The sequence below is a fragment of the Frankia sp. Mgl5 genome, from assembly GCF_023242985.1.
GTDB classification, from domain to species: Bacteria; Actinomycetota; Actinomycetes; order Frankiales; family Frankiaceae; genus Parafrankia; species Parafrankia soli.
On sequence record NZ_JALKFY010000003.1, the window covers coordinates 152,009 to 164,148 of the forward strand.

The window sequence follows — 12,140 nt, forward strand, 5'->3', positions numbered from 1 at the left end:
AGCGGCGTGGCTCAGCCGGTCGGGCGCTCCGGAGTGCGCCAGGGGCTGGCCGGCCGGAGCTGGTCGGCTGCCCGCAGCAGCGCCCGGGCCAGCGAGCGGGCCTCGTCGGGGTCGAGGTACGCCGCGGCCAGGCTGTCCAGCATGGGGGCGTCGACCCGCAGCAGGACGACCGGCGCGGCGCCGGTGCTCGCGGGGGGCTCCGGCCGGACGGTGATCTCCGCCTGCCCGATCTTCGTGATCAGGATGCCGTCCCGCGGGTCATGGTGGACGAGCGCCATGGTCTCCTCATCGATCGAGCCGGAATCAACCAGTCTTAGCGAAAGGTTGGACTCCTGTTGGCTCTTCATGGTTGCCCGGCGGCAAGTGTTGTCGTGGCGCCGACGTTTTCGGTCATCGAGCGCCCCAGGTGTAGGTCTGTTTGACCAGTCGCAGGTAGACGAAGGTCTCCGTCTCCCTGACCTGCGGAAGCGCACGGATGTGGTCGTTGATGAGGGACAGCAGGTGTTCGTCGTCCTCGGCCACGAGCTCGATCAGGATGTCGAACGTGCCCGCCGTGAGGACCACATAGTCGACCTCTGGAAGCTGGGCGAGGGCCTCGGCCACCTGCCGGGTGTCCCCGGAGACCTTCACGCCGACCATCGCCTCGCGGCGGAAGCCGACGCGCAGCGGGTCCGTCACGGCGACGATCTGCATGATCCCGGCGTCGAGCAGGCGCTGCACGCGCTGGCGGACCGCCGCCTCCGACAGGCCGACGGCCGTGGCCATCGCCGCGTAGGACCGGCGGCCGTCCTGCTGGAGCTGCTCGATGATCGCCTTGTTGATGTCGTCCAGCAGCGGTTCCGGAGTCTGGCGCTGACCGGGCGACCTGCGTGACTGCACGCGACATCCTCCTGGATGTTTCGTCCGATGGACGCCGATCGTGGGGCAAGTACTCGCTGCGCGTCATCGTATGGGCGCGGGGGCGTTGGCCTGGATATGGCATTTCTACCTCTCCGTCTCCACGGATTCCATCGCAAATGGCGCCCCGGGGCTACGCTTTCGATAGTCGAGAGCAAAGGAAGGGTGCGGTGACGGTGTCCAACGCGACGACCACGACTCCTCGTCCCGGTGACCCGCCGCGGACCGAGAGCGCCGGGCGGGTGACCGACCTCCTCGAGCGGGAGGAGCGCGCGCTGCAGGCCCGCACTCCGGCGTCCGAGGCCATGCACACCCGTGCCCTGCGGACGATGACCGGCGGGGTCCCGTCCTCCTACCAGCTGCGCGACCCCTGGCCGATCTACCTCACGCACGGCCGCGGCTCGCTGGTCTGGGACGTCGACGGCAACGAGTACTCCGACTTCCACAACGGGTACGGCTCGATGGTGCAGGGCCACGCCCACCCCGCGATCGTGCGCGCGGTGACCGAGCGGATGGCGCTCGGCTCGCACTTCGCCATGCCCACCGAGGATTCGGTGCTGGTCAGCGAGGAGCTGGCCCGCCGCTTCGGGCTGCCGCAGTGGCGCTATGTGAACTCCGGCTCCGAGGCGACCATGGACGCCATCCGCATCGCCCGCGGGGTGACCGGCCGGGACACCATCGTCAAGATCTTCGGCTCGTACCACGGCCATCACGACTACGTGATGGTCTCGATCGGCACCCCCTACGGGGACATCGGGCCGGCGGACCACATGAACTCCCTGGCCTACGGCGCGGGAATCCCGCAGGCGGTGGTCGACCTGACGGTGCCCGTGCCGTTCAACGACGCGGCGGCGATGGAACGGCGGATCGCCGCGCTCGAGGCCGAGGGGCGCAAGCCCGCCTGCGTGATCATGGAGGCGGCGATGATGAACCTCGGCGTCGTCCTGCCCGAGCCGGGCTACCTGGAGGCCGTCCGGGAGATCACACGCAGGCACGGCATCGTGCTCATCTTCGACGAGGTCAAGACCGGGCTGTGCGTCGCGGCCGGCGGCGCCGTCGAGCGGTTCGGGGTGCTGCCCGACATGGTCACCCTCGCCAAGGCGCTCGGCGGCGGACTGCCGGCCGGCGCGATCGGCGCCACCGCGGAGCTGATGGCCGCGGTCGCCGAGGACAGGGTGAAGCAGGTGGGGACCTTCAACGGCAACCCGCTGGTCATGGCGGCGGCGCGGGCCAGCCTGACCGAGGTCCTGACCCCGGACGCCTACGCCCACCTCGACCGCCTCAACGACCGCCTGGTGGACGGCTGCACCGCGATCCTGGCCCGCCACGGCATCGCCGGCTACGCCGTCGGGATCAGCTCGAAGGGATGCGTCCACTTCACCGACGCCCCGATCCGGGACTACACGTCCTTCATGGCCCACCAGAACGCGGTCCTGCCGGAGCTGGCCTGGCTCTACAACGCCAACCGGCAGGTGCTGATGGCCCCCGGCCGGGAGGAGGAGTGGACGCTGTCCGTCCAGCACACCGACGCCGACGTCGACCGCTACCTGGCGAGTCTCGACGCGATGGCCGCGGACCTCGCCCGCGGCTGACGGGTCCTGCGCCCGCCGACCGCGAGCGCCCGCCGACCGTCAGTGGCCGCCGACCGTCAGTGGCCGCCGGTGAGGGCGGACAGGGCCGAGCCGAGGCGGGACGGCCGTCCGGTGCGGTTCTCGCGGGCGTCGGCGGCGGACGCCAGCAGCGCGCCGCCGTTCACGCCCAGCCACCGCAGCGGCTCGGGCTCCCAGCGCCGCCGGGAGTGGCCGACCCAGGGCAGGCCGGTGCGCTCCGAGGTGCGCCCGGTGATCAGCTCGGCGAGCGTCCGGCCGGCGAGGGCGCTCGCCGCGACCCCGTCGCCCACGTACCCGCCCGCGTGGGCCAGCCCGGTATCCCGGTCCAGGTGGACGGCGGGCGTCCAGTCGCGGGGAACTCCCAGCGGGCCGCCCCAGCGGTGGGTGATCCGGGCCGACGCGGCGGCCGGGAACAGCGCGCCGAGAGTGCGCCGCAGCTGGTCGAAGACGGCCGGCACGACGTCGTAGGACGGCCGGACCCGCGAGCCGAAGTGGTAGGCCGCCCCGCGGCCGCCGAGCACGATCCGCCCGTCCGCCGTGCGCTGCGCGTAAATGATCATATGGCGGCCGTCGCCGACGGTGACCCGGCGCTCCCAGCCGATCTCGTCCCAGACCGCCGGCGGCAGCGGCTCGGTGGCGATCAGCAGCGAGTAGACGGGCACGAGCTCGCGGCGCAGACCGGGCAGCGCCGCGGTGTAGGCCTCCGTCGCGCGCACGATCGCGTCCGCCCGCACGACCCCGCCCTCCAGTACGACCCGGCCCGGGACGATCCGGCGCGCGCGGCTGCGCTCGAACAACGTGACCCCGCGGCGCTCGACCGCGTCGGCGAGCCCGCGCGCGAGCCGGCCGGGATGGAGCGCGGCGCAGTCCGGGTCCAGGACGCCGCCCTCGGCCCCCGCGACCCGCACGATGCCCGCCACCGCGGCGGCGTCCAGCCAGGCGGGGCCGGCCTCGCGGCGCAGCCGGGCAGCCTGTGCCGGTGTGGTCGCCACGCTCAGGTGGCCGGCCTTGACGAAGTCGCAGTCGATGCCCTCCTCGCGGGCGACCGCGCCGACCTCGTCGACGGTCGCCGCCAGGGCGGGCCGCATCTGCCCGGCGAGGGCCGTGTTGGGGAACAGCGCCGAGCACCAGCCCCCGTTGCGGCCGGAGGCGCCGAACCCGGCCGTCTCCTTCTCCACCACGATCACCCGTAGCGCGGGATGGGTGCGGGCCAGGTAGTAGGCCGTCCACAGGCCCGTGTAGCCGGCTCCGACGACGCAGACGTCGGCGGTGAGCGCGCCGCGGGCCCGCGGCCGGGGGCGGCGCGGCGCGCCGTCCAGGGTGTCCGTCCACAGCGACCAGCCCGTCGGGCTGACCATCGCCCGGCGCGCCGGCGCCTTGCTGACGGCCGTCGGTGTGACCGCTTCGTCAGCCTCTGCTCCGGTGTCGGTGTCGCGCACGGTGCCCGTCGCCTCCCGCTCCGCCGGAACAGATCGTTCCGTCGTGATGACTGTGTCACCGGAACCGGGACCGGTCGGGCCCGGTGCACCAGGGTCGCACCCGGCCCCTCCCGGGCCCGCACGGCGGGCTACAGACGTCGCCGAAACGGTCCTTTCTCGAAGTTTTCGGTTGCATAAGAGCGAGTTGAATGCGCTATCGGTGGCACCAGGTTCGTGGAACCATCGTGTCCGTTGGGTGGCGCTCGGACGACCGGAGGGAGCCGGACGCATGGAACGGACACCGATGGAACGGACACCCATGGAGCGGACGCTGAGCAATTTCGTCGGGGGGAAGCAGGCACCGTCGCTGGACGGGCGGACGATGCCGGTGCTCAATCCCGCCACCGGCGAAGTCCTCGCGCACGCGCCGAGCTCCGGGCCGGCCGACGTGGACGCCGCCGTGCGGGCCGCCGGTGAGGCGTTCGAGGGCTGGCGGGACAGTACGCCGAGCGAGCGCTCCCGTGCCCTGCTCCGCCTCGCCGACGCCGTCGAGGAACGGGCGGCCGAGATCGCCGACGTGGAGTGCGCGAACACCGGCAAGCCGCGCCAGCTCACCCTTGACGAGGAGATCGCCCCGTCGGCCGACCAGATCCGGTTCTTCGCCGGGGCGGCGCGGCTGCTGGAGGGCCGGTCGGCGGGGGAGTACCTGGCGGGCCACACCAGCTACGTCCGGCGTGAGCCGATCGGTGTCTGCGCCCAGGTGACCCCCTGGAACTACCCGCTGATGATGGCCGTCTGGAAGATCGCCCCGGCGTTGGCGGCCGGGAACACGGTCGTGCTCAAGCCCGCGGAGACCACGCCCGCCAGCTCGCTGCTGCTCGCCGAGATCGCGGCCGAGATCCTCCCACCGGGTGTGCTCAACGTGGTCTGTGGTGACCGGGACACCGGCCGCGCCCTCGTCGCCCACCCGGGCCCGGCGATGATTTCGGTGACGGGCAGCGTGCGCGCGGGCATGGAGGTCGCCCGCGGGGCGGCCGACTCGCTCAAGCGGGTGCACCTCGAGCTCGGAGGCAAGGCCCCGGTGATCGTCTTTGACGACGTCGACCCGGCCGTGGTCGCCGCGGAGATCGCCGGGGCGGCGTACTTCAACGCCGGCCAGGACTGCACGGCCGCGACCCGGGTGCTCGCCGGGCCCGGCATCGCGGGCGAGCTCGCCGACGCGCTCGCCGAGGCCGCCCGCGCCACCACGACCGGCCCGCCCGCCGCCGGCGGCCAGACCGGCGGCCAGACCGGCGGGGCCGCGGCCGGCGGAGGCGAGGCTGACTACGGCCCGCTGAACAGCGCCGGTCAGCTCGGCCGGGTCAGCGGGTTCGTCGAGCGTGCCCCCGAGCACGCCCGCCTGCTCGCGGGCGGGACGCCGCTGGACCGGCCCGGCTACTTCTACCCGGCCACCGTGATCGCCGGCCTGCGCCAGGACGACGAGCTGATCCAGCAGGAGGTGTTCGGCCCGGTCGTCACCGTCCAGGAGTTCTCGGCCGAGGACGAGGCGGTCGCGTGGGCGAACGGGGTCGAGTACGGCCTCGCCTCCAGTGTCTGGACGCGTGACCACTCCCGCGCGATGCGGGTGGCGCGCCGCCTCGACTTCGGGTGCGTATGGGTCAACACGCACATTCCCATCGTTGCGGAGATGCCACACGGAGGATTCAAGAAGAGCGGTTACGGAAAGGACCTATCGGTCTACGGGCTGGAGGACTACACCCGTATCAAGCACGTGATGCACAACATCGAGTTCTAGGGTCGGTGGCGGTGACGGACGGCGGGCAAGCGGCGGGGCACAAGGCCGGTGCCGGGGACAAGACCGAGGCCGCGGCTCCGGCTCCGGCTGCGGGTGCGGGTGCGGCCGGGACCGCGGCCGCGCGGGCTTCCGGTGGGCCGGGGCGGCAGCTGTCCACCCGGTTCGTGACGGTCCACGGTTACCGGCGGGCCTATCTCCGGGCCGGTCGTGGTCCGGCCCTGCTGCTGATCCACGGCATCGGGGACAATTCGGGAACCTGGCGGGACCTCATCCCGGAGCTGGCGCGCGGCCGCACCGTCATCGCGCCGGATCTGCTGGGCCACGGCCGCTCCGACAAGCCCCGGGGCGACTATTCGATCGCCGGCTACGCCTGCGGGATGCGCGACCTGCTGACCGTCCTGGGCGTCGAGCGGGCGACGGTGGTCGGCCACTCGCTGGGCGGCGGAGTGGCGATGCAGTTCGCCTACCAGTTCCCCGAGCGGTGCGAGCGGCTCGTCCTGGTGTCGACCGGGGGTGTGGGGCCGGACCTGCACCCGCTGCTGCGGGCGGCGACGGTGCCGGGCTCGGGCCATGCGCTGTCGCTGCTGACCAGAGCGCCCGTGCGCCGGGTCGGCTGGGCGGCCACCCGTGCGCTGCGGCTGCTGCACACCGACGTCGGGCGGGACGCGGACGACCTGATGCGCGTGTTCGCCTCGCTGGACGTCCCCACGGCCCGGCAGGCCTTCCTGCGCACCCTGCGCTCGGCGGTGGACGGCCACGGCCAGGCGATCACGATGCTGGACCGGTGCTACCTGGCGGCAGGCATGCCCTCGCTGATCGTGTGGGGGGCGCACGACGCGGCGATCCCGGTGGAGCACGCGAGGATCGCCCACGAGGCGATGCCGGGCAGCCGGCTGGAGATCTTCCCGGACGCGGGTCATTTCCCCCACCACGCGGACCCGGTGCGATTCCGGGCCGTTCTCGAGGATTTTCTGGCGACCACCAGACCGGCCAGCCACTCCGCCCGCCAGTGGCGCACCCTGCTGCGTTCCCACGGCACGGCGGCACCCGCACAGGACGACTGATCCGCCGCCGGTCGCGCCTCGGGCGGCCGGTCGGTCCCGTGGCACCGGATGAAGGGATACCGCCACAGGTGACCTCCGCCGCCCGGGCCGGCGCGATCCGGACGGTACGGTTCGGGAGACCCGTTCGCACCTGTCCGTTCGCGGCGGGCGCTGGACATTACCGGACAAGAACCAGCCGGACAAGTACCGGTCGGACAAGTTAAGTGGACATGTCGATCGGACAACTCGGCGCCGCACAGTCGCCGGGTCAACAGTTGTCTCACCACGGTGTTGTCCACGCGGCCCGGCGCGCAGCGTCAGGTGTCCGGTGAGCGTCGATGATGGGACCGGGCCGTGGTCCGACGGTGTCCGGTCGACGGGTTGCGCATTACTCTGGCGTGGTCTCTATCGCGAAGTTCATGGAGCGGGAAGGCGCGTATCTGGCTTATCCTTGGTTCGTAACGCTAATGCCCGCCATAACTTCGGAGGTCGACCGTTGGCACGCCGCGCGCGACTGAGCTGGCCGCAGGAACATCATCAGGCGAGTGAGGTGATCGTCCGCAGGGTCGACCCCGGTCGGGGCTGGACCCTCGAACAGGCTCGTGACCTGGTAGAGCAGGGCTACTCCATCGACAACGTCGCGGAACGCACCGGCTTTCCCGCGAAGATGCTCGAAGTCGCCGTCAAAGACTGACCGTTCGCCCATGCCCGTGCCCGTGAAGTCGCGGACCAGGCCGGCGGCCGTGGCCGTGTGCGCCGGGGCCGTGCGGTCTCGGTTGTAGTGCGGGGCGTGTGGTACTGGTCGCCGTCGGTGTCATGAATACGTCCCTGCGGGCCTGTCCGCCCGTGTCCCTTCGCCTAGATGTCCTTGACATGTGGTCTTCGCGGTGGGCGATCCATCGCGAGTACCTCGTCAAATTCGACCGGTCAGGTCAATCGTTCTGGTAGTGAGACGGCTACATTCGGCCCGGCCCGCCTCAATCGGGTGACCCATTGCTCGCGCGTGTGGGGTCATGATGTATTGCGGGTGAGCACTTCCGGGTGATCGGGCCGGCCCCGGCCCATCAGGCCCAACCATCCCGCGTCCTTACGGTGAGCCCGCCGCCGGCCAGTCGTCGCCGATCGCGGATCGGGTGTGCCCGACGGTGACATCGATCAACCGCCCGAGATGATCCGAGTACACGGCGTCGAGGCGGTAACCGCGTAGCCGGCGCAGTGTCGCCGTCGACTGGGCGTCCCATCCGAACGCCGCGATACCGGCGGCGTGCAGCTCGTCGACCATCGCCGCCCGCGGTGGTGTCCACTCCCGCGTGCGCAGGTTCAGGGCGTCGACGCCCGCCGCGCGCAGGATGCCCCCGTAGGCGGCGGCGCCGCCGTTCTGCTCCACGTTCGCCACCGTGGTGGAGTTCACGAGCCTGACGTCACCGTCGGCCTGCCGCCACTCGTGCAGGTCGGGAAACGAGCCACACAGCCACAGCCGTGCGGCGGCCTCGGTGCCACCCGCCGCACGGGTGACCGCGAGGACGGCGCCCGCCGCCTCGGCCGCGGACATGTGATCGGGACGGCCCTTCAGATCGAGGCTGAGATCGAAACCCCAGCCCAGATCGTCGTAGAAGGCCGCCAGCGTCGGCAGCCACCCGGGCAGATCGGCGCCGCGCAGCTCACCCAGCCGCCGCCGGCGGCCGGGTGGGCCCAGCGTGCCGTCGTGCCGCAGGACGGGGATTCCGTCCGCGGTGAGCCAGACGTCCGACTCCAGGCCGTTGGCGCCGGCCGCCAGCGCGCGACGGAAGGCGGGCAGCCGGTTCTCCCGCTGGAACGGGGCCGGCGCGCCGCGGTGCGCGAAACCGATCATCGTAGGACGGGTGCCCGCTCGGGTCAGTCCCGGAAGTGGCTCAGGGCGACGTCGTGCAGGTGCCCGTTGGTCGTGAGGATCGTGCCCCAGCCGGGCCCGCGCCGCCCGCGCAGGTCGGTGAACCGGCCGCCGGCCTCCTCGACGATGACCTGCAGGGCGGCGAGGTCCCACAGTGAGACCTCCGGCTCGCAGGCGAGGTCGACGGCGCCCTCGGCGACCATCATGTGCGACCAGAAGTCGCCGTAGGCGCGGCTGCGCCAGATCTGCTCGGCCAGGCTCAGGAACTGGGGCAGCCGGTCGGCGGTGCGCCATCCCTCCAGCGAGGCGAACGAGAGGAAGGCGTCCGACAGCCGGGCGACGGAGGAGACCTGCAGTGAACGGGTGTCGCCGGTGGCGTCCCGGGTGAACGCCCCGGTGCCGCGGGCGGCCCACCAGCGGCGGCTCATGGCCGGGGCGCTCGCCACGCCGACGACCATCTCGCCGTCCACCTCGAGGCCGAGCAGGGTGCCCCAGACGGGAACGCCGCGCACGAAGTTCTTGGTGCCGTCGACCGGGTCGAGGATCCAGCGCCGGCGGGTGTTCTCGCCGACGAGGCCCTCCTCCTCGCCGAGGACTCCGTCACCGGGGCGCGCGGTGGCGAGCCGTTCTCTGATCATGGACTCGACGGCGGTGTCCGCGTCCGAGACCGGAGTGTTGTCGGGCTTCGACTCGACGTGGAGGTCCACCGCCTGGAAGCGGGAGAGGGTGATCCGGTCGGCGGCGTCGGCGAGGCTCAGAGCGAGTGCGAGGTCGTCAGCGAGCCAGCCGGCAGGGTCGACCGCCTCGACCGGGTTGGCGCTGACGGGGCTCGGGTTTGGCGGAGTCACGAGGGAAGACTACGAGTTCCGGCGTCGAGGGAACGGGCGCGGTGGTCACCGGACATCGGCCCGGATCCGCCCGCCCGGCGTGGCGGCTTCGGCAGGCTCTGCCGGTGCCCGCCCGTAGAGCGCCTGCGACCAGACCACGGTGAGGGTACGGATGACCTCGGCGGGATCCGCCCGGGGATGGTGGCCCAGTGTTTCGCGCAGGTAAGCATCGGTCATCGCCATCAACGCCCGCGCGCTCTGCGGGTGGTGGTCGGGACGCACCCGGCCGCGGGCCTGCTCCCGGCCGAGCCGCTCGGTCACCGCTGTGACAAATCCCTCGACCGCCGCCCTCCGGTACCCGGCGGCCAGCTCCGGGTCGGTGGTCGCGGCCTGCGCGATGACCCGCAGGACGAACCCGTGGCGCAGGTGCACGCCGACGATGGTCCGGGCGGAGCGGACGCAGTCCTCTACCGGGTCGCCGTTGCCGTCGAACCAGCCGGCGGACGCCGCCGACAGCTCGCCCTCGATCTCACGCAGCAGCCGCCGCAGCAGGTCGGGGACGTCCCGGAAGTACGCGTAGAAGGCGGAGCGGCCGAGCCCGGTGCGGCTCATCAGCGCCGCGACGGTCATCGGGCCGGGCTCGTCCGAGCCGATCATCTCGATCGCGGCCTGGAGGATCTCGCGCTCGGCCTCCACCGGCTGCCGGCGTCGGCGCCGGGCCACGCGGGCGAACTCACCCGCCCGCGGCACCGTTCCTTGATCGGTCACAGGCCGAGACTAGGTGCAGCACAGCCATGATCAGCATCCGCCGGGCAGCCTTTGTCGATCACATGGCTGGCCGGAGCCCTGTGGGGCCGCACGCTGTGCTGCGACGCCGACGGTTGTGCGACCGCGTGCGACCGCGTGCGACCGGCGCCGTCCGGTCAGGCGGGTGTCGCGCGGGCCGCGAGCAGACGGCGCAGGCTCGCCACCCGCGCGGGGTCGGCCCGCCCCTGCCGGACGGCCTCGTCGAGCCCGCAGTCCGGCGCGGTCAGGTGGTCGCAGCCGGGCTCGCAGTCGGCGGTCGCGGCCGCGAGGTCGTCGAAGGCCGTCAGGACCCGCTCGAGCTGGACGGCGCCCAGCCCGAACGAGCGGATTCCCGGGGTGTCGACGACGGTCCCGCCGTCCGGCAGGGCGAGCGCGACGGCCGCAGAGGAGGTGTGCCGGCCACGGCCGGTCACCGCGTTGACCACCCCGATGGCCAGGTCGGCGTCCGGGACAAGGCGGTTGACCAGCGTCGACTTGCCGACCCCGCTGTGCCCGAAGAACACGCTGGTCGTGTCGCGCAGCAGCGTCTGGAGCGGGTCGAGGTCGCCGTCCGGCCGGGTGGCGACCACCGGCAGCCCGAGCGGCTCGTAGGACGCCCGTATGGGGGCCGGGTCGGCGAGGTCCGCCTTGGTCAGGCACAGGACCGGGGTCAGCCCGCCGTCGTAGGCGGCCACCAGGCACCGGTCGATCAGCCCGGTGCGCGGCGGCGGATCGGTCAGCGCACAGACGATGACAAGCAGGTCGGCGTTGGCGACGATCGGCCGCTCCACCGGGTCGGAGTCGTCGGCGGTGCGCCGCAGCAGGCTCGTCCGCTCGTCGCGGCGCACGATGCGCGCCAGCGAGCCGGTGCTGCCCGAGAGATCCCCGACCAGTTCGACCCGGTCGCCGACCACGACGGACGTCCGCCGCATGGAACCGCCGCGCACCGCCGCCACCAGGCCGGCCGGGCCCTCCCGCCGGCCGGCGGGGGTGTCACGCCGGGCCGTGCCCGGGCGGCCGCCCGGGCCGGTCTCCGGGCGGCAGGTGTAGCGGCCGCGGTCGACCGCGACGACCACCGCGCGGGCCGCGTCCGCGTGCTCGGGCCGGATCCGCGTCCGCGGCCGGGAGCCCCGGCCGGGTCGGGTACGGACGTCGTCCTCGTCCATCTCGCGTGCCACGGTCAGCCGGCCAGCATCGTCGTCCACATCCGCGCGAAGTCGGGGACTGTCTTGCCGGTCGTGGCGATGTCGTCGACGGTGACCCCGGGCACCGCCAGGCCGACCACGGCGTAGGTCATCGCCAGCCGGTGGTCCGCGTGCGGGTCGAGCCGGGCGCCGCGCAGCGGCACCGGGGTGATCGACAGGCCGTCGTCGGTGACGGTGACACGGGCGCCGAGCCGGCCGAGCTCGCTCGCCAGCGCGGCGAGCCGGTCGGTCTCCTGCAGGCGCAGGTGGGCGATGCCCCGCAGCCGGGACGGCGAGTCCGCCAGCACGGCCAGCCCGGTCAGCACCGGCGCCGCCTCGCCGAAGTCGGAGAGGTCGACGTCGATACCGGTGATCCGCCCGCCGCCGGTGACGCGCAGGCCCTCCGGCACCAGCTCCGCCCGGCAGCCCATGGCCACCAGCAGGTCCGGCAGCATCCGGCCGGGCTGCTCGGTGGACGCCGGCCAGCCGGTGATCGTCACCTCGCCGCCGGTCACCGCCGCGGCGGCGACGAAGGGGGCGGCGCTGTTGAGGTCGGGCTCGATCACGCGGTCCAGCGGCCGCGGCCCGCCGGGCTCGACCCGCCAGCGCCGGGTCGACGCGGCCGGAGTGCCCCCGGCGCGCAGCAGGTCCGCGGTCGGGGGGGGGGGGGGGGCGCCCCCCCCCCCCCCCCCCCCCGCCCCGCCCCGCCG

The 12,140-nt window shown here is 73.1% G+C and carries 12 protein-coding genes; 4 read left to right on the forward strand and 8 right to left on the reverse strand.

Annotated elements, in window-relative coordinates:
• Positions 1-11: 11 nt before the first annotated feature.
• On the reverse strand, positions 12-278 hold the full coding sequence (locus MXD62_RS02800) for a hypothetical protein (protein WP_041253688.1): 267 nt from the start codon (positions 276-278) through the stop codon (positions 12-14).
• Positions 279-390: 112 nt separating this feature from the next.
• A complete protein-coding gene (locus MXD62_RS02805; protein ID WP_248827854.1) occupies positions 391-879 on the reverse strand; it encodes an Lrp/AsnC family transcriptional regulator in 489 nt (162 codons plus the stop codon).
• Positions 880-1,067: 188 nt separating this feature from the next.
• Between MXD62_RS02805 and MXD62_RS02810 the strand changes: the two genes are divergently transcribed.
• Entirely contained in the window at positions 1,068-2,489 is a 1,422-nt protein-coding gene (locus MXD62_RS02810; protein WP_248827855.1) for an aspartate aminotransferase family protein, read from the forward strand.
• Between the two features lie 56 nt (positions 2,490-2,545).
• Here the strand turns inward: MXD62_RS02810 and MXD62_RS02815 are convergent, their stop codons facing one another.
• On the reverse strand, positions 2,546-3,865 hold the full coding sequence (locus MXD62_RS02815) for an FAD-binding oxidoreductase (RefSeq protein WP_248827887.1): 1,320 nt from the start codon (positions 3,863-3,865) through the stop codon (positions 2,546-2,548).
• A 379-nt stretch (positions 3,866-4,244) separates the two neighbouring features.
• On the opposite strand from MXD62_RS02815, the gene MXD62_RS02820 reads away from it, so the two are divergent.
• The 3 genes from MXD62_RS02820 to MXD62_RS02830 all read left to right on the forward strand — a co-directional run bounded on the left by MXD62_RS02820 (position 4,245) and on the right by MXD62_RS02830 (position 7,457).
• Entirely contained in the window at positions 4,245-5,720 is a 1,476-nt protein-coding gene (locus MXD62_RS02820; RefSeq protein WP_071059369.1) for a gamma-aminobutyraldehyde dehydrogenase, read from the forward strand.
• Positions 5,721-5,869: 149 nt separating this feature from the next.
• Positions 5,870-6,784, forward strand: coding sequence for an alpha/beta fold hydrolase (locus MXD62_RS02825; protein WP_248827888.1), 915 nt, complete (start codon positions 5,870-5,872; stop codon positions 6,782-6,784).
• 475 nt (positions 6,785-7,259) lie between these two features.
• Complete coding sequence (locus tag MXD62_RS02830; RefSeq protein ID WP_248827856.1) at positions 7,260-7,457, forward strand: hypothetical protein; 198 nt, start codon at positions 7,260-7,262, stop codon at positions 7,455-7,457.
• 393 nt (positions 7,458-7,850) lie between these two features.
• On the opposite strand, the gene MXD62_RS02835 is transcribed toward MXD62_RS02830, so the two are convergent.
• The 5 genes from MXD62_RS02835 to MXD62_RS02855 all read right to left on the reverse strand — a co-directional run.
• Positions 7,851-8,615 carry a glycerophosphodiester phosphodiesterase gene (locus MXD62_RS02835; RefSeq protein ID WP_248827857.1) on the reverse strand — a complete coding sequence of 255 codons (765 nt, stop codon included), beginning with the start codon at positions 8,613-8,615 and terminating at the stop codon, positions 7,851-7,853.
• A gap of 23 nt (positions 8,616-8,638) precedes the next feature.
• Positions 8,639-9,481 (reverse strand): histidinol-phosphatase, encoded by an 843-nt coding sequence (gene hisN / locus MXD62_RS02840; RefSeq protein ID WP_020458598.1) that lies wholly within the window; start codon positions 9,479-9,481, stop codon positions 8,639-8,641.
• 45 nt (positions 9,482-9,526) lie between these two features.
• On the reverse strand, positions 9,527-10,228 hold the full coding sequence (locus MXD62_RS02845; protein WP_248827858.1) for a TetR/AcrR family transcriptional regulator: 702 nt from the start codon (positions 10,226-10,228) through the stop codon (positions 9,527-9,529).
• Between the two features lie 155 nt (positions 10,229-10,383).
• Positions 10,384-11,412, reverse strand: coding sequence for a ribosome small subunit-dependent GTPase A (gene rsgA, locus MXD62_RS02850; RefSeq protein ID WP_248827889.1), 1,029 nt, complete (start codon positions 11,410-11,412; stop codon positions 10,384-10,386).
• Positions 11,413-11,426: 14 nt separating this feature from the next.
• Positions 11,427-12,140, reverse strand: a 714-nt coding sequence (locus tag MXD62_RS02855) for a 3-phosphoshikimate 1-carboxyvinyltransferase (RefSeq protein ID WP_368862297.1), incomplete at its 5' end; no start/stop codon positions are given.

Excerpts from the sequence above, each read along its gene's own strand:
- MXD62_RS02800 (WP_041253688.1), bottom strand. The coding sequence starts at position 278 with ATGGCGCTCGTCCACCATGACCCGCGGGACGGCATCCTGATCACGAAG.
- MXD62_RS02815 (WP_248827887.1), bottom strand. The coding sequence starts at position 3,865 with ATGGTCAGCCCGACGGGCTGGTCGCTGTGGACGGACACCCTGGACGGC.
- MXD62_RS02820 (WP_071059369.1), top strand. The coding sequence starts at position 4,245 with ATGGAGCGGACGCTGAGCAATTTCGTCGGGGGGAAGCAGGCACCGTCG.
- MXD62_RS02835 (WP_248827857.1), bottom strand. The coding sequence starts at position 8,615 with ATGATCGGTTTCGCGCACCGCGGCGCGCCGGCCCCGTTCCAGCGGGAG.
- rsgA (WP_248827889.1), bottom strand. The coding sequence starts at position 11,412 with ATGGACGAGGACGACGTCCGTACCCGACCCGGCCGGGGCTCCCGGCCG.